Below are 17,027 nucleotides of genomic sequence, written 5' to 3' on the forward strand. Positions count from 1 at the left end.
CATTACGCCACGGCACGATCAGCATCCTTATAGAAAGGCGCAGGATGACACCGCGCCTCTCTATAATAGACAGGTCACTTAGAGGTATTTTTTTGCCGTTTCAATACTTTAAATCCTGCTACAGCCAAATCCGTGCTGACCATCACCGAAGACCTTGGTCGCGGCTGAACCGAGGTAAAAAACAAGATCAGGACCCGACTAGCCAATCCTGGATGTGGGTACAGGCTGGTGGCCCGCCGGATCGAAAAATAGGGCTGTTCTTTCAAACACTTTTTTTACCCATGTAATCAACCACCTCATCCATCATTGCCTTGAGAGGTTGCACGCGTGCTGCCAAGGCCTCTTTTTCCCGCTTGTGCCACCCGATGAAAACGCCTTCTAGCCGGCACTTCCACCTTGAGAAACCATCAAAGTCGACTAGTTCCAGTATTTCATATACAGGCCCCCCGCTTGTGCCACTGAAGCTTGGAGGATTCGCGGACTTCATTTTCGTATCTATGACCTTGTTTTTATCAAACCGAAACCCGACAGGGTTTGCGAAGTGAGTTTTGGCAGTAGGCTTTTCAAGACGATCAGTAAAGCTCGTTCCATGAGTATGAATGTCTGTTTGATTGAGTCGCGGGTTTAACCCATTTTTCGATTTCGGATACCCCACAGTTACCCAACGCCCAATCGAGGAGTATTCAGTCTCTAAGTCGTCAAGAGGAACCGCTTTCAATCGGTCTACCCCAGCCCTTCTGAACCAGGCCTCGTTCAGCGGTGCAATGGCTAAATCATTCACTAGGCACGTGATGAACGGCATGCCATTCAACATTCCCCATTTCCTATTAATATTCACCCCGTAAGCACGCCTCAAATCTCGACCTTGGAATACGTGGGCCGCTGTCACCAGAAAATACATTCCACCACGAACAGCGAAAAAACTAGAGCCCATTAGCTCGATCACGCCAGTGACTTTTCCGCTTTTACTAACCTGCTCAATGAAAATCGGTGCTGTGCACTATCCCCACCTTCTAATTACGTCATCAATGTTCTCCAACACATTGTCATCGGTTAAAGGCGTCAAAATAGTCATAATTATCGCTTTTCCAAGTTTTCATTGGCAGTACCTGGCAAGAACAAATCCATGGCCTGAATTAATATACAGTGATGCCAATTAGCCATTCAACGGGAGCGACGATCTTTTGTGGAAAGGAGGATATGCCGCCGTAAACGGCTGATGCTGATTCGAACCTTATGAGTCGGGGTCTTTGGGACGTGTGTTGGGTTGCACAATCAGTCCGTGAAAAAACTTTATCCTAGCGGACGCCTCCAGGTTCCGGGATTGGCGCCAAGGTGCTACCTTCTTGGCCCTTGAGCGGCCTACGGAAATGAACGCCGCCAGTCATCCGAGAGCAAAATGACAGAAGCACCTTATCCTGATAGATCTTCTTCACACATCACGGACAACGCCGCCAAGAACATATTGCGCTCGGCCCTGTCGCCTGCGTGGATGCTAAGAGATCTATCGGAGAACGATTACGGAATCGACTTCCTGCTAGAGTTCGCAAGCCCCGAAAATCGAATTCTTGGGCAGGTCGTCGCCATTCAGCTAAAAGGGACGGAAAGTTCAGGCTTGCAGGACGAAGACCACCACAGGGTGAGCATAAAGACGTCAACACTCAACATGTGGCTGAATTACGAGATGCCGGTGTTCCTTGTACTGGTCGACGCCAAATCTGGTTGCGTGTACCTAAAGTCCATTGAAGAGGAGGTTAGAAAAAACCACCGCAAATACGACTCAGTTGCGGCCCAGTCAGTATCGTTCAACTTCTCCTCCGCTGATGTTTTCAGAGCTGAGGGAGCTATCGCCAAATACGAGTACGCGAAGCGGCTCAGGCGAATGGATCATGACCTAATATCCATCACCTCCCTGCACCATGATTTTGTTCGCCTTCACGTTGAGAGGTATCGGCGTGACGAGGAGGGGCCAGTCGACGGGGATGGTTCGTATAATCCGTCCAACCCTTTGGGTTATCACAAATATGAGCGCAAGCTGCGCGACATTTATAAGCGTATGCAGCGTACGTCAACGCTCATCGGCATTACTTGGTCTATCCCATCTATCGAACGGATCGTCGCCGATGGGCGGTGGTATCCAGACTGGGGCAATGAAATGCATGAGGTTCAGTTCTCCTCGATCCTGGACTACCTTGATGATCAGATGCAGACCATTTGTGGTGAACTCGAACTGATCATTAGCAAGTACCGAGACTATTGGCTCGCGAGCCAACCTGAATTAGTTCAGTTTGCTGAAACCCAGCATCCTCAGCCTGCGGGTATGCATTGGTCTGAGCGGAGTAAACTCATATCCAGCTTGTGGTAATCAATGGGGCTATTTGCGACCTACTTGGTTTGAACAAGGTAATGCTGGGTACGCGTCCAGGCATCCCGTCTTGCACAACTAAACCGACTTCCACCTATGCGGCAGCAGCTGCGCAATCTCACTCGCCCGCTGCGTGGGCAGGCGCGTGAGCACGTCTTTCAAATAAGCATACGGATCATGCCCGTTGAGCCGCGCCGATTTGATCAAACTCATGATCGTGGCCGCACGTTTACCAAACAAGGTGGAGCCAGGTAAGTAATGCAGGACCCAATAGCTCCCCAACGACTAACCGCGAGTGACTGGGGGACTAGAGACTGGGCCGTCAGAGTCTGCTTGCGCCAAAAGCATGATTACCATCCCCGTAAACCTTGGTCGCAGCTTTGCAGAGGTAGCTCGCTCTTTTGAACAGCTCATTCTGGCCCTCTGACTGACCACGATCCAGGTAATACACAGGATTGTCAGGTATATGAACAGCCCCGCTAATGGCCTCCACAGAGAGCCTCAGAGCGCTCGCCCAAGCAGACTCCAGCCGATGGAATATGTTATCGCTATTGGACTTAAAGTTTCCAAGCACAGTAAACGCATCTCTATTTAACAAAATCACCAAGTGGTAATGGGGCAAACCGTGTTGCCCTATTTCACGTGCCCATACGTACCTGACACAGCTACCATGACTTTTGGGGGATCTGAGAAGTGCCATTCTACGGTTACGCCTGATCTTGTCTTTAAAGGACTCCATGAAGCGATCAATCACTTGATTTGTATAAGCACAGGCAGGCAACTGAGTATTCGTTGGCAACCGCAAGTCAACTCTGAACGCAAAGACTCTTGAGTATTGCTCAAGAGCCCGTTGTATTGTCTCGTCAAGACGACTTAGGTACTCCTGAATAAATGGGCCTTTATCTACCTGTATTGGCTTCCCTAAAAAAACCGGACCGTAGTGAAGGCTAAGATTCGTATTGGTAGGGTGGCGATGCATGTCAGGACTCCAATGTATTGTCTATACATATCCCGACTTCAGGTTTGGTTTTACAGCATACCCAAATCATACTTGAGCAGAGTCGGCGTCCATAAACGCCGACTGCCTAATGCCTAGCTACCAATACCATCCACAACATTTAACCTAGAAGGGTGTAGAACAACAATCAATTTTATTTAATTGGTGCAAATAACACCGTCAACCGTGCTACAAATCGTATTACCAATACCGAGAACATAAAGCTTCTCACTCAAGCATTGCATCCAGAACTACAAGGCGCAAACATATGTCCGGAGAGAACTAATAGGTCTGGTAAAAAAACATATAACAAGATGATCTCGAAACATTAGGTATCGTGGCGCCGAGGGCTGTATTTTACAAAGCTTCACTTTGTGTTCAATCGCAACGATGCTCAGGCCTCTGCAAACGTCATCAATGCAATGACCTACCTCAGCAAGGACAGACAACATCTGCGGCTCAAGCCGATACGCATGCGGAACTTCGGGACGGGCCATTTGAGTAGATAAAGGTGTCTATGAACCCCAGGGCGATTCCACCTCCTAATGGGCCTCATTTTAAGGCTTCGAGATGTCAACGAAACTAGGGGCGATTCAAGGGCTCCAGGGGCTTGCTGGCGCGGACTATGCTCGGTGCACGAATCAATGGCAATAAGAAAAAAGCATAGCCGACACGGTTGAACGCATTACCCGCCTACGCCAGCGAGTGACATGCTTTTGAAAAAAAGCAGTAGGGTCATCACAGTGAACAACCCACAAAAGCCGCGCTGGTGGTCAGCGTGTTGCCGCTGACCAAAACGCAGCAAAAAAGTCGAGCTTATCTATCAGGTAGTTTGGGGACTTTTGTTGGCTTACAACGTGATTCGTCGAGAGGCCAGTCAGGCTCCGGTGGCGTTTGGCCGAGCGCCCTCAGACATCCGTTTCAAACCGACTTGTCAGCACATTGCAGTGCAATTGGTCGTGATGGCAGCGGCCAATCCGATTTTAGCCACAGGAAGACGTTTGGCTGAGTTAAGGGCAGGAGTTGGGGAACTGTTTCTGGATCACCGCCCAAGACCTTCGAGGCCAAGAACGGTGAAAATTTCAAAAACCCGGTTTCTGGTAGACCGTAAGGCTGCTCCGCTTAAGTGAACAGCAGCACACTCATTGAGTGGCACTTTTTCTATACTCTGTTCGACGTCAAGGCCAAGGCGTAGCTCGAGGCTCTACCCCACCCAGCTGATCGTGGTCTTTGGAATCACTTCGGATTTATCGAGCTTGGAAGCGAACATGCTCACAGCCTCGACCGCGTCGCTGGTGCCGTTGCGAATCTGCAAAATCACCGAACCGGCTTGATCGGCCAACGTAACGCCGCGCTGCGCACCTTCCTGGGTGGCATTCATACTGACTACCGCGCCCCGTGTCTCGGCGAGTATCATGCTGATCACCTCGGCGATTTCCGCCGTTGAGCGACTGGTGCTCCCCGCCAGTTGCCTGACCTCGTCGGTGACGACGGCAACCCCTCGCCCTTGATCCCCTGCGCGGGCGGCCTCGATGGCGCCATTGAGTGCCAGCAGGTTGATCTGGTCAGCGATCCCACGAATGGTATTGACGATCGCGGTGATCTGCTTGGCGCGATCTCCCAGTTGTCCCACCAAGCGCGCAGACGCCCCGATGTTTTCGGCAATTCGGCGCATCTCGCTGGCGGTCTCTTGAATGACCTGAGTGCTCTGCTCGGCAAACTTCTCCGTCTCAGCAGAAATATGATTTGCGCTTTCAACTTGACGATCTTCTCTGCCAACCGCACAGCCTTGGCTTCAGAGGATGCGGGCTCTTGCCGATCCGCAGTATCGAGTGCTGTCATGTACCGGTTGATGCTAGATTCAATTTCTTCCTTTCGGCGCTTCGGTTTGTAGTGGTCAACTCATCCCGGACACGGTTTTGAGTTTTTCTTCCGTTTTCGCTGGGGCCAATCCATCGTTAAATTGATGAGGTCGGATCCAGTTGTAGTGATGCATCAGGTACTGGCTAATGTCTCTCTGAGCCTGGTGGCCGGTCATGTAACCAGTGGTTGGTATCCACTCTGTTTTCAAGCTGTGAAAAACCCGCTCCATCGGCGCATTATCCCAGCAGTTTCCTCGGCGGCTCATACTCTGACGCATGCGATAACGCCACAGCCGCTGGCGAAAGTTGCGGCTGCCATATTGCGATCCCTGGTCTGAGTGAAATAGCAGACCTTGCGGCTTGCCACGCTGCGCGTAAGCCACGTCCAACGCTTTGATCACCAAGTCTGCATCCGGCTTTTCTGATAACGCACAGCCCACCACTCGGCGAGCGTAAAGATCCATGACAACCGCAAGGTAGTGCCATTTCCCCTGTGCCCAGATGTAGGTGATGTCGCCGCACCAGACCTGGTTGGGCGCTTCGACATCAAATTCTCGGTTCAATATATTTGGGATATCCGGCCGCTCTACTGTCGCCTTTTTATAGGCGTGTGATCCTGGCTGCTTGCTGACCAACTCCAACTCACGCATCAGCCTGCGTACCTTAAATCGTCCAATTTGCTCACCTTCTTCTTGCATCATCAACGTGATGCTTCGACCGCCGGGAGCACTTCGGCCATGGGTGAACAACTCGCTCACTCGGCTACGCAGCCTGAGCCGCTCAACATCTGGAGTTCGCCGCCTTAGACGATGCGCGTAGTACCCCGAACGAGCGACCTCAAACGCCTCGCACAAGCAGTCAACAGGCTCATGGACGCTTAGCTGATTGATCAGCGCGTACGCTCGAGATCTTCCGACATCAAGAGCGCGGTAGCCTTTTTTAATATTGATTTCTCACGCTCGAGGCGAGCAATCCGAGCTTCCAACTCTTGGATTTTTTGCTGCTCTGGTGTCAGGGCCTTGCTCTGGGGCGTGACGCCGGTGCGCTCTTGCTGAAGCTGGTCGACCCAGCGGCGCAGCGCCGACTCACCAACACTCAGCGAACGACTGGCTTCGATGAAGCTATAGTTTTGCTTGAGCACGAGGTCGGCAGCCTCGCGTTTGAATTCAGCGGAAAAGGTACGGCGTTGTTTGGTCATCTGACACCTCGATCTGGCGAGTATTCTCGCCTAAAAGGGTGTCCGGTTTCATTAGACCACTACAATCAGCAACCCACCTTGAGAACACAAAAATTTGCGCAGTTGAGGGAATTCTTGACTCTTTCAACGGGCAAGAGCCTTGGCTAGCCGGATTCAGAGTTACGTTCGAGACCGGTGACTCATTGATCTACCTTAACCAAGGCGACGCCGTCGTATTGATTAATGCGCTACCGCCAGTAAGTGTAGGCCTCGAAACCCGCTTCGTTACCTCAATTTAATGACAGCTATGGGTCGATAGCTGTTGGTTATGCCTATGGGCCAGAAAGCAGACAATGCAATGAGGCAGAAACAGCTCAAATTATGTATAGATGTCCGGGTTCAATGGCGCGCGGGCGTTAATCAACAAGGAAGATTTGATGTCGGAAGACAATTTTGAGGTGCTGCTCGAAATGGCCATGGCCGCGTTGATGAGCAAGCAGGAAGCATTACAGCAACAGTACGGTTTGGGTGGCATGGCGCGCTGGTGGCTCGATCAGGACACCGCCTCCCTCAGCTTTTTCGATGAACTGGACAGGAAGGTCGCCGAAGCGCTGACTATCAATATCGGCTCCTTTTTACCGAAGCAATCAAGCTGGAAATGGGCTTGGAGTAACCCCACCGTGCCTGATGCACTTCGCGAGCGGGCGTCGCCGCTCAAGGAGCTACAAGCCATTACGGGCTTTGAGTTATTTGGCGACGAAGAAGCTTTTTCTATCGAGGATGAAGCCATGGCCTGGGAGCTTGCTGCCTTTGCGGTTCAACACCTGAAAGCAGTGGGTTGTTACCGAGCACCTTCTTCGTCCGATGGACCGACGATTTACCTGGCAGCTACCGAGTTGAAGCGCATTAAGCACTGATGCATGAGCGCCTGGACACTGATGTGTGCTTGATCGACGCACATTACCGGCTCACTGTAATTCGTTGGATGGTAGGCGTATAGCAAACTGTCTGCCACTACAGGAAGGGGGTCTGTTTGCCCTGACACGCGAGTAACTAAGCCCCGACCAACGCTCGAACGAATCTCCTGTGCGGAACCAGCTCTTGGGTAGCTGACTCTGGCCGCAGGCTGCCCTATATGAAGGGCAACTATGGGTCGATATCTGCCCTTCGCGATAGGCAGTTATCGGCCGATTCTGTTGAAAACAGTCGGATTTTCAGCTGGCCTGAACTCAGGTACGACCACCATCGGAGAACCTACTCACCACATTGAGTGGTTTCTCGGCCCTTCGATGACCTTTGCTGCTCTATTATTGGGTTAATTTGAGGTTTTTTGCTTGGTGCAGGCGCACCTATCCCGTGACTGGTGGCCCTTGAGATGAAAATTTGGCCAACCGTCGCAGGTTCTGCACCGCAGCGGCCAGCGTGAATTCATCAGTCGCGCCACTCATGCCACGTAGTCTCAGGCGATCAAATTTCAGGATGCGCTTGAGGTGGGCAAACAACATTTCGACCTTTTTACGTTCGTGGCGAGAGCGCACGTACGCAGGTGTCGCTGCGATTCGCCGAGCCACATCGCGCGCGGCTTCATGGACGCTGCGAGCGATCTTGCGGAACGCAGTATTGGGGCAGCACTTGGATTTCATCGGACAGGCAATGCAGTCGGTTTGCCGGGATCGGAAGATGATGGTGTTGGCTTTGGTGACGTGTGAACGCTCATTTTTGAAGGCTCGCCATTCGCTGCGCAATGGGTTGCCGGCCGGGCAGGAGTATTCCTCAGCCTCTTCATTCCAGTGGAAATCGGTGCTCGAAAAACTGTCGTTCTTGCGCTCGGTTTTGTCCCACACCGGCACATGCGGCTCGATGTCTTTTTCCTCCACCATCCAGGCCAGCATCGGCGCGGTGCCGTAAGCGGTGTCGCCAATGAGGCGTTCCGGCTTGATGTCGAACTGCGCGTCGACCCGTTCAATCATCGTCTTGGTGCTCTCGACTTCTGCGGTTCGATGAGCTGGTGTGGGTTCCAGGTCCATGATCACGCCGTGCTCGGTATCGATCAGATAATTCGTGGAGTAAGCGAAGAACGCTGGGCCACCTGGAGCTGCGGTCCAGCGGGCTTGAGGATCAGTCAACGACAGGCGCTTCGGTAGCGTTTCGGCCAGAGCCTCTTCATCGAGTGCCTCAAGATACTCACGCACGGCGCGGGTGCTCAGGGCCGGATCGCTCCAGTTGACCTGTTCATCACCCGGTACACCGCGCTGCCGGCTGGCATCCGCTTTGATGATGCTGGCGTCTACGGCAAAGCCTTCACCTTTGACCAAGCCTGCGTCCATGCAACGATGCAGCACTTCATTGAACAGCCAGCGAAACAGATCGCTGTCCCGAAAACGGCCGTGTCTATTTTTGGAAAAGGTCGAGTGATTGGGGACTTCATCTTCAAGGCTTAACCGGCAGAACCAGCGATACGCCAGGTTCAAATGGGCCTCTTCGCACAACCGCCGCTCTGAGCGAATGCCGTAGCAATAGCCCACGATCAGCATGCGAATCATCAGTTCAGGATCAATTGAAGGGCGCCCAATCGGGCTATAGAAATCGGTGAGATAATGGCGCAGGTCGCCCAGATCGAGACACCGATCAATGCTGCGCAGAAGATGATTTGCTGGGATGTGATCTTCAAGGTTGAACGAGTAAAACAGTCGATCCTGCCCACTCGATAACTGTCCCATCATGCTGCGTACGCTCCCGCTAGCCGATGTGTATATTTTGCCGCAAGCCCGGTAGGAGAGCTACTTGTTCAATAAATCGATCGAAAACTGTCAGTCAAAGAACTCCATACCTGCGTATGGATGGCGCCGACATTGCTCAAGCCGCGAAGCCAGACTGCCGACATGCACTTCCAGTCGGTGCCCGTCGGGGTCTGAGAAATAAAATGAGTCACCCTCGCTCGAATTGGTTTTCCACTCGATAACGTTCCGTAACCGCAAGCAAACAGTTACTCCTTCAAAATCGTCCTGCCCCACCGAAAATGCATAGTGAGTGTAATCAGGGTGTTTTTCCGAGGCACAGTTCTCATCGAAAGACAAACAAAGCCAGAGATCGCCAAGGGTAAGATAGGCCCCCGTTTCCCAGCGAGCAGCCAGCCTAAAACCGAGTAGCCCCACATAAAATTCGATACTGCGAGGAAGGTTCGCAGTCGCCAACGTAAGGTGATTCAAGCCAGTCAACATGAGCACATATCCAAAACAAGTCGATGAGAGGGGTTGAGCATACCAACGTCGACTTTTTCAACACAATCGGCCGATTCTTGCCCTCCGTGAGGGGCAGCTTTGGGTTGATAGTGGCCTGTCGTTGGACGCTCAGTTCGACGTGACCGGCCATACACACGGTCTGACAGCAAAGTCTTGGTGCGAGCTGAGTGAGGTCACTGTCACATCGACATGACCGATGTCACTTCCACATACCTGAACTTTTTCCTCGCAGCCCTGGTAGCTTCCTGCTCTGCCAGGAGAGTGCTCAGAGTATCGGCCTCATGGATTATCTCGTATGTTTCACCTTCGAATTCATTTCCTACCCGGAGGATGACCCTTAGCCTTGGCGTGAAGGCCTTCGAAACCTTCTTTTTCGTCGCGGCGTTCGCCGGTGGTAGTGTCACGCCAGCCGAATAGAGTTCTTTCACATCGGGCGTGTTAACCGACGCAGGCACCTCTGCGTTACCAAACAACGCTCGGCGCATCTCTTCTTCCATCAATTCTTTAATCATGCTTTACCTCAGAGGGGCGCGTTGTAAAACCTGCTTAATTCTATCAGCATGGCTGGTGCTCGCAGTATCCAGGCGCGAGAACGGGTTCGGGGCAGCCTAGGCTCGTCAGGCCTAGGACTAGTCGATTACTGCCACGCTCTATTTCACACGAACGGCTAAACCCGGCGATAGCTACAATAGCCGCACGCAACGCGCGAATGGGGGGATAGATGGGGGGGCAAAAATAAATAAAAACCAAATAATCATTAAAAACAAATAGTTGAATCATACAAAACGCCGCCCACAAGCCGGCTTTTTAATGTCTTTTTGAAAGCCATCCCCATCTACTGAAAATCGCGACAGCCTTGCTAGATCAATGGTTTCAGCCTACTTTCGTTCCTGTGACTTCCGTTTTGATCCACCCTCTTCCGCAGCTAAGTGGGGGAACTGGTGGGGGAACTGAGGGTAGAAAAATGGGCAAGCTGACCGCGAAACAAGTCGAAAACCTGACCGAGCCAGGAACCTATGAAGACGGCGATGGATTACGCATGGTCATCAAGGACTCAGGTCGTAAATTTTGGGTGCTGCGCTTCCAGCTACACGGAAAACGGCGAGAGATGGGGTTGGGTGGCTATCCTCAACTCGACCTGAAAAAAGCCCGCGCAGCCGCGTATGAACATAAAGTCCAGATCCTCAACGGCACAGATCCCCTAGCAAAACGACAGGCTGAACAAGCCGCTCAGCGTGAAGCTGAACGCCGAGAAATGGCACAGCTGATTACCTTCGAGAAACTGGCCGCCGACTACCGAGATGCCCATGGCTTGAGCTGGTCGGAGAAATGGCGCAAGGGCTGGCTACGGAAGCTTGAGCTTTACGCTTTCCCCACCATTGGGAAACTATCGGCTGATCAAATTGAGACCAAACATCTGATCAAAGCCCTGCAGCCACTATGGTCAACCAAAACGCGGACGGCTGACGAAGTACGTGGGCAAATCGAACAGATCCTGGATGCTGCCAGAGCCCGAGGTCTCAGGACTGGAGAGAACCCGGCACACTGGCGTGGCCATCTGGAGAACCTGCTCAGCCGGCATGAGAAGAAGAAAGCGCGCAAACGCCAGCATCATCCTGCGCTGAAATGGCAGGACCTACCGAAGCTCGTGGAAGCCTTGCGCAAAGACCCCAGCCACGTTTCTGTCGCGGCTCAGTTACTGATCCTTACTGGCGCTCGCTCGCATGGATGTTGAGTGCTATCAGGGATCAAGGCCCCTGCGACCTGTGAGGGTTGTCCGCTAACGCGGGACTGGCGGCTCCTTACGGCCAAGAGCTTGGGCACCTCATGATCTGGCCTCCTGAGCACTTCCGAGGAAGTGGGCGGGTGGAGGCTGCGCTGGATGACGAGACCGGCGCCGCGAGATCCTGAGTCAGGTGAAGGCAGTGAAGCGATGACTGGGGCATGCCTGACTGTCAGTCAGATGCAGTCCTTCCGTGGGCTGCGGCACCATCATCTGCATCGCTGTTGCGGGTTTGGAATTTTCATCAGCGAAATTGAAAACATGGTGATTGCTGCCTTGGTAATTGGTCAAGGCGGCCCTGGTGACGCCGGTATCGACGGTATTATGTCGCTCGACAAGCTGGGGCTTGGGAAGATCTACGTTCTGGCCAAGCGCTGGCGAATCATGAAGTGGGCGCTAGATCACAATTGTTGCGATTGCTTGCACTGGAAGTGATTATTTTGACGAGGAGTGAGACGTGCATTTTCAGGTGAACAGGCGAATCTCACATCGCATTTGCGGATCCGAATAATGGCACAATAGAGTCATAGGGAATGCTTTACCAACCCCTACTGAATGAAGGTTGCCGTTAGCTAACTCGGAAAAATGTAGGGCTGAAGCCTGCTCAGATAGGTGCATAGGTCAAGGAGACCAACATGCCGGACGTCAGAAACATCAAGGAACAAAAGCTTCTCTACCACCTCACCTCGGTTGAAAACCTCGATGGCATTTTTCAGGAAGGCTTGAAACCTCGCACCGACCTCACCGTCTTCACAGACGTAGCAGACAGTGAAATTCTGAAGAAGCGCCAAGCCCTCGAGCTTAACCGCTATGTGCCCTTTCATTGGTTTGCTGCAAATCCTTTTGATGGAAGCGTGCAGATCAACAGACCGAAATCAAAATTTGTACTGATCTCGGTGTACCGATCATTTGCCAAACAAAACGGTTGGAAGGTCATTCCTCGCCACCCACTGGCAAACGATGAAATTCAGCTACTTGACTACGACAAAGGCTTCGAAACCATCAGATGGGAGGTCATGAGTACTCGGGACTATCAGGACTCCGATTGCAAAAGCATCTGCATGGCAGAATGCCTCGCGCCTGGTATCGTCGCGCCGAAAGACTTTTCTATGCTTTTTGTCCCAAATTCTGAGGTCGAGAGCCTCTGCACGGAAAAAATGCGCAAGGCAGGTGTTAAGGTACGTCTCACCGTGAATCCGGGAATGTTTCGTAAATGATCTATAGCAGACTGAATCCAGAGAAGGCTCTGATTTGGCGTATCGTCCACCGCGATAACCTGCCTTGGATTCTGGACAACGGTCTACACTGCGCAAATTCGGACGTGCAGGCGCCGCAGTACGTGAACATTGGCAACGCTGACTTGATCGACAAGCGCCGATCCCGGCACGTTCTGGTAGCACCGGGGGGGGTACTGGCCGACTACGTACCCTTCTATTTCACCCCCTTCTCAGTGATGATGAAAAATATTCATTCTGGGTGGAGTGTTCAGCAGCGCAGCAACGACGAGATCGTAATTCTGGTCTCCAGCCTGTACCGCGTCGAACAGCTTGGCCTACCGTTCGTCTTCACAAACGCACATGCCTACCCGGATTGGACAAACTATTACAGTGATCTGGCGAATCTCGGCGAGATCGATTGGCCGATCCTTCAACGGCGCGACTTCAAACGTGATCCTGATGACCCTCGAAAGATGGAGCGTTATCAGGCCGAAGCGCTGATTCACCATCACCTACCGATTACAGGACTCCTTGGCATCATGTGCTACACCGATGCAATGAAAGAACGCATAGAGCAGGACGTCGCCGCTAGAGGTCTGAGGTTGTCTGTTCATGCGCGTCCGGGATGGTATTTCCAATGATCAGATTTACCCAAGGTAACCTTCTGGAAGCCAAGACCGAAGCCCTCGTCAACACGGTGAATACCGTTGGCGTGATGGGTAAAGGTATCGCGCTGATGTTCAAAGAGCGCTTTGCGGAGAATTACCGTCTGTACTCAGCTGCCTGCAAGGCTGGCGAAGTGGAGACAGGCAAAGTTCACGTAACTGCAGTCAACGAACTGGAAGGCCCCCGCTGGATCGTAAACTTCCCTACCAAACGTCACTGGCGATCACCTTCGCAGATGGCTTGGGTGACGGAAGGCTTGCATGATCTGCGCCGTTTTTTGATTGAAAATCAGGTCAAGTCTGTGGCCGTCCCACCACTGGGCGCCGGTAACGGTGGCTTGAAATGGCCTGAAGTTCGCGAACAGATTATTGGTGTGTTAAGTGATCTGGATGTGGATGTCTTAGTGTTCGAACCTTCCAGCCAGTATCTGAATGTCGCCAAACGTAACGGAGTGGAAAAGCTCACGCCTGCTCGCGCGCTCATTGCCGAATTGGTTCGACGCTATTGGGTTTTAGGTATGGAATGCAGCCTGCTTGAGATTCAGAAGCTGGCCTGGTTCCTGGAGCGCGCCATAGAAAAGCTACCGGACACAGAGAACCCTCTGAACCTTAAGTTTGTAGCTCATAAATACGGTCCGTATGCCAATCGATTGGAGCATCTGCTCAATAATCTTGATGGTAGCTATCTGCATTGCGACAAACGCATCAGTGATGCAGGAATCAGTGATGTGATCTGGTTTGACGAAGAGCGTAAATCCTTTCTGCAAACCTATCTCAAAACAGAAGCCAAGGAGTATTCCCAAGCGTTGGAGCGCACCGTCGAGCTGATCGATGGCTTTGAGTCGCCCTTTGGCATGGAGTTATTGGCAACGGTTGATTGGTTGCTGAGCCAGAGAGGGGTTGCCCCGAGCGTTCCTGCCGTGCGCGAAGCGTTGAGGCATTGGGATGGTGGAACTGCTGCTGCCTCTCGCAAAAGCAAGCTGTTTGACGATCAGTCGCTTGATATTGCGCTCAAACGCCTTACCTCCAGTAGTTTCAGACCTGAGATGGCTACCTGCTAGGGAATGTCAGCTTTTTTGTGCAGGCTGGAAACAGTCTGCCCTAAGGGTCTTGTTTCAGCTGCTGTAGCCTACAAGCATAAATCCGTACGATTCTAAGAAACGGATAGGCACTGAACAACTCAAAGTACCCGATATTTTTCCGATGACAGTTCAATGCAAAACGGAAAGAAAATACGGAGCAAACCCTGCTAAAAAAGCCGGTCTTTTGCCGGAAAAAAATCAGGCAAAAAACGCAAAAAGTGGGGGAACCGAAGACTTTATAAAAACGATAAGTTGTTTATTTTCAAATGCCTATATCGATAAAAAGCTAACCACAAGCCGGCTTTTTAATGCCTGGAAAAAAGTACTGCACTTATCAAGCATCGGACTATTCAGGGAACTTGCCAACCGCTCCAAAAGTACTCAAGCACTCTTTCCATTCGCAGCCCCCCGCCCTATACGTCGCTAAAACCTCGTTTCAAGAACGCGTTGGGTGAACGTGTCGCCGCCAACGACACAAAAACATGTCGTGTCGCAGAAATCAAAATACAGCGACACGTAATGCGCACCTGTTTACACTGACCCTACGAAAGGGCGCTCTGATGAGCCCTCCTTGCCTTCAGATGGAAACTTCAAAGACCAGGCCCCCATCCATGACCACATCCCCCCCCCCCTGGCAGGCTGACAAGCCCTATAACCAGCTTCCCCCCTTGCCTCCGGCCACTGAGCTGGAAACCCGTGCAGTGCTCAAACGTTGCATTGAGGCCCGCACAGCCTTGGCCGAGTTGAAGCAGGCGGCGGAGTTGATCCCGAACCAGACAATGCTGATCAACACCATCCCGTTGCTGGAAGCCAAGGACAGTTCGGAGATCGAAAGTATCGTCACCACCACGGACTTGCTTTTTCAGCATGCTCAGAATGGAGATAGCCATGCCGATCCAGCGACCAAGGAAGCACTGCGCTACCGCAGAGCTCTGCAAAAAGGTTATCAATCGTTGGCCGAACGCCCACTCTCCACAGGTACTGCAGTCGAAATCTGCCGCACGCTGAAGGGCGTGAACATGGATATACGTCGGGTGCCAGGTGTCCAGTTAGCCAATGACCGAACCGGAGAGATCATCTATACCCCACCGGAAGGCGAAGATCGCTTGCGTGACATGCTCGCCGACTGGGAGCGTTTCCTGCACAACGAGACCGACCTGGATCCACTGGTACGTATGGCAGTAGGTCACTATCAATTCGAAGCCATTCACCCATTCACCGACGGCAATGGCCGTACCGGGCGAGTGCTCAATACCCTGTACCTGATCCAGGAAGGCCTGCTGAATCTACCGATTCTCTACCTTAGCCGTTACATCATTGCCCATAGGGCCGATTACTACCGCTTGTTGCTAGACGTCACTCGCGAACAAGCCTGGGAGCCCTGGCTGCTGTATATGCTCAGCGCCGTGGAGGAAACAGCACGCTGGACCTGTGCAAAAATTGCCGCTATTCGCAGCCTGTCCGAGCACACCTCCCAGTTTGTTCGTGAGCAGTTGCCGAAAACCTATTCCCGCGAGCTGGTAGACGTCATTTTCGAACAGCCCTACTGCCGTATCAGCAACGTAGTCGACAAACAGATTGCACAGCGTCAAGCGGCCTCCCGCTACCTCAAAGAGCTAGTCGCCATTAACGTTCTGCAAGAGGTGCAGGTTGGAAAGGAAAAGCTCTTCATTCATCCCAAACTGATGCAGCTACTCACTCGCGACAGCAATGACTTCAAGCCATACGCCTGAGGGGACCGCTTTAATCCATGGCGATCGTCTGCCGGGATTTGCGCCCATGAGCCGTATTGATCAGCATTTGGTCAGTAGGTTGCTGACCAAATGCATCGCTACCTCAGCGTCGGCCGAGGATCCTCACCTCGGCTGCAAACAGTCCAGCGCTCGATCCACCACCACCTTCGACATTTCCACCAAATGCATCACCGCCCGCTGCGAACCATTCAGCGGCTCGGTCGACGCCTGGGCGGTCGCTACGGCGCAATGCAACAACTCGGCAGCATGAGCCAGAGCATCTTCGAAACTCAGTTCGTCATCAACGGTAAACGGATTGGGTGAAGGCTGTGCGTCCGGCGCTTTGAGGTAACGATCGACCGCTCGGCGGGAGGCATCAGTGTCGCTGAGTATGGCTCTGTGGAATGCGGGTGGATCGGGGGTAACTTTGACCATGGTAGAACTCCTAGCAGTGAGTTGAACCACTAACTTCTCGCGACTAAACGATCAGAAGGTGGCAGCTGTACGCAGGTTAGTCGACCGGCCGCTAGGCACCGGCGCACCCGAAGGTGCCCTGCGCACAGCCACCATAAAGTGCAGGCGATAAATACCTGGCTTTGAGATGGCGCTGTACGCCTAGCGTTATCCGGGCGACTAAACCCGATCACCGAATATGCGGTGACGGAACGCAGACTAGTCGCGGGATTTTTCTGGCGCAAGCGCTTGGAATTCTCTAGGAAACGTCCTGCAAATGAAAGGGATGAGTCCTCCTGGCCATTCCCAATCACTGCCACTTCTTGGCTCTGCAGGGGTCTCTAGGTGGGCATCACGGTGACGGGTTGCCCTGGGAGCTGGCGGACAGGGCAATTGCCAGCAAGAAACAAGAACTAATGAGGCAGATTGAAGCGTTGCAGAAGATGCACGG

The 17,027-nt window shown here is 52.5% G+C and carries 15 protein-coding genes and 5 pseudogenes; 10 read left to right on the plus strand and 10 right to left on the minus strand.

Annotated elements, in window-relative coordinates; translation table 11 throughout:
* Positions 1-262 precede the first annotated feature (262 nt).
* A complete protein-coding gene (locus tag HX855_RS07050) occupies positions 263-946 on the minus strand; it encodes a hypothetical protein (protein ID WP_177082893.1) in 684 nt (227 codons plus the stop codon).
* A 453-nt stretch (positions 947-1,399) separates the two neighbouring features.
* Between HX855_RS07050 and HX855_RS07055 the strand changes: the two genes are divergently transcribed.
* Complete coding sequence (locus HX855_RS07055) at positions 1,400-2,365, plus strand: DUF4365 domain-containing protein (RefSeq protein WP_177082895.1); 966 nt, start codon at positions 1,400-1,402, stop codon at positions 2,363-2,365.
* Between the two features lie 78 nt (positions 2,366-2,443).
* Here HX855_RS07055 and HX855_RS07060 read toward each other — a convergent pair.
* A pseudogene (locus HX855_RS07060) lies at positions 2,444-2,614 on the minus strand (transposase domain-containing protein); the annotation flags it as partial.
* A gap of 73 nt (positions 2,615-2,687) precedes the next feature.
* On the minus strand, positions 2,688-3,344 hold the full coding sequence (locus tag HX855_RS07065; protein WP_177082897.1) for an inovirus Gp2 family protein: 657 nt from the start codon (positions 3,342-3,344) through the stop codon (positions 2,688-2,690).
* A gap of 815 nt (positions 3,345-4,159) precedes the next feature.
* Here HX855_RS07065 and HX855_RS07070 point away from each other — a divergent pair.
* Positions 4,160-4,492, plus strand: a pseudogene (locus tag HX855_RS07070) (IS4 family transposase); the annotation flags it as partial.
* 74 nt (positions 4,493-4,566) lie between these two features.
* Here HX855_RS07070 and HX855_RS07075 read toward each other — a convergent pair.
* The 3 genes and pseudogenes from HX855_RS07075 to HX855_RS07080 form a co-directional block, all read right to left on the minus strand.
* Positions 4,567-5,112, minus strand: a pseudogene (locus HX855_RS07075) (methyl-accepting chemotaxis protein); the annotation flags it as partial.
* Positions 5,106-5,252, minus strand: a pseudogene (locus tag HX855_RS33205) (IS5/IS1182 family transposase); the annotation flags it as partial. The pseudogenes HX855_RS33205 and HX855_RS07075, both read right to left, overlap by 7 nt.
* 7 nt (positions 5,253-5,259) lie before the next feature.
* Positions 5,260-6,422 (minus strand): IS3 family transposase gene (locus HX855_RS07080; RefSeq protein ID WP_177082899.1). Its coding sequence is split into 2 segments (ribosomal slippage): positions 5,260-6,167 and positions 6,167-6,422, totalling 1,164 coding nucleotides; the frame shifts between segments, so codons are not numbered across the junction.
* Between the two features lie 416 nt (positions 6,423-6,838).
* Between HX855_RS07080 and HX855_RS07085 the strand changes: the two genes are divergently transcribed.
* Positions 6,839-7,318 (plus strand): DUF6882 domain-containing protein, encoded by a 480-nt coding sequence (locus HX855_RS07085; protein ID WP_177082901.1) that lies wholly within the window; start codon positions 6,839-6,841, stop codon positions 7,316-7,318.
* 432 nt (positions 7,319-7,750) lie between these two features.
* Here HX855_RS07085 and HX855_RS07090 read toward each other — a convergent pair whose 3' ends face one another.
* From HX855_RS07090 to HX855_RS07100, 3 genes are all read right to left on the minus strand, one after another.
* Positions 7,751-9,124, minus strand: coding sequence for a transposase (locus HX855_RS07090; protein WP_177082903.1), 1,374 nt, complete (start codon positions 9,122-9,124; stop codon positions 7,751-7,753).
* Positions 9,125-9,211: 87 nt separating this feature from the next.
* Positions 9,212-9,622 carry a VOC family protein gene (locus HX855_RS07095; RefSeq protein WP_177082905.1) on the minus strand — a complete coding sequence of 137 codons (411 nt, stop codon included), beginning with the start codon at positions 9,620-9,622 and terminating at the stop codon, positions 9,212-9,214.
* Positions 9,623-9,822: 200 nt separating this feature from the next.
* On the minus strand, positions 9,823-10,155 hold the full coding sequence (locus HX855_RS07100) for a hypothetical protein (protein ID WP_177082907.1): 333 nt from the start codon (positions 10,153-10,155) through the stop codon (positions 9,823-9,825).
* Between the two features lie 452 nt (positions 10,156-10,607).
* On the opposite strand from HX855_RS07100, the pseudogene HX855_RS07105 reads away from it, so the two are divergent.
* The 7 genes and pseudogenes from HX855_RS07105 to fic form a co-directional block, all read left to right on the plus strand.
* Positions 10,608-11,369: pseudogene (locus tag HX855_RS07105) on the plus strand (tyrosine-type recombinase/integrase); the annotation flags it as partial.
* Positions 11,370-11,525: 156 nt separating this feature from the next.
* Positions 11,526-11,861, plus strand: a complete 336-nt coding sequence (locus HX855_RS33815; protein WP_305729400.1) for a restriction endonuclease — start codon at positions 11,526-11,528, stop codon at positions 11,859-11,861.
* Between the two features lie 200 nt (positions 11,862-12,061).
* Positions 12,062-12,643: a DarT ssDNA thymidine ADP-ribosyltransferase family protein gene (locus HX855_RS07115; protein ID WP_177082909.1), complete on the plus strand. Its 582-nt coding sequence runs from the start codon at positions 12,062-12,064 to the stop codon at positions 12,641-12,643.
* Positions 12,640-13,284, plus strand: a complete 645-nt coding sequence (locus HX855_RS07120) for a DUF4433 domain-containing protein (RefSeq protein WP_177082911.1) — start codon at positions 12,640-12,642, stop codon at positions 13,282-13,284. The genes HX855_RS07115 and HX855_RS07120 overlap by 4 nt, the downstream gene beginning before the upstream one ends.
* Positions 13,281-14,369 (plus strand): macro domain-containing protein, encoded by a 1,089-nt coding sequence (locus HX855_RS07125; RefSeq protein ID WP_177082913.1) that lies wholly within the window; start codon positions 13,281-13,283, stop codon positions 14,367-14,369. The genes HX855_RS07120 and HX855_RS07125 overlap by 4 nt, the downstream gene beginning before the upstream one ends.
* A 142-nt stretch (positions 14,370-14,511) precedes the next feature.
* On the plus strand, positions 14,512-14,817 hold the full coding sequence (locus tag HX855_RS07130) for a hypothetical protein (protein ID WP_177082915.1): 306 nt from the start codon (positions 14,512-14,514) through the stop codon (positions 14,815-14,817).
* A gap of 184 nt (positions 14,818-15,001) precedes the next feature.
* The gene (gene fic / locus HX855_RS07135) at positions 15,002-16,123 is read left to right on the plus strand and encodes a protein adenylyltransferase Fic (protein ID WP_177082916.1); all 1,122 of its coding nucleotides are present in this window, start codon (positions 15,002-15,004) and stop codon (positions 16,121-16,123) included.
* A 123-nt stretch (positions 16,124-16,246) separates the two neighbouring features.
* Here fic and HX855_RS07140 read toward each other — a convergent pair whose 3' ends face one another.
* Complete coding sequence (locus HX855_RS07140) at positions 16,247-16,558, minus strand: DUF6124 family protein (protein ID WP_177082918.1); 312 nt, start codon at positions 16,556-16,558, stop codon at positions 16,247-16,249.
* Positions 16,559-17,027 lie beyond the last annotated feature (469 nt).

It is taken from the genome of Pseudomonas sp. IPO3778, assembly GCF_013386825.1.
GTDB lineage: Bacteria > Pseudomonadota > Gammaproteobacteria > Pseudomonadales > Pseudomonadaceae > Aquipseudomonas.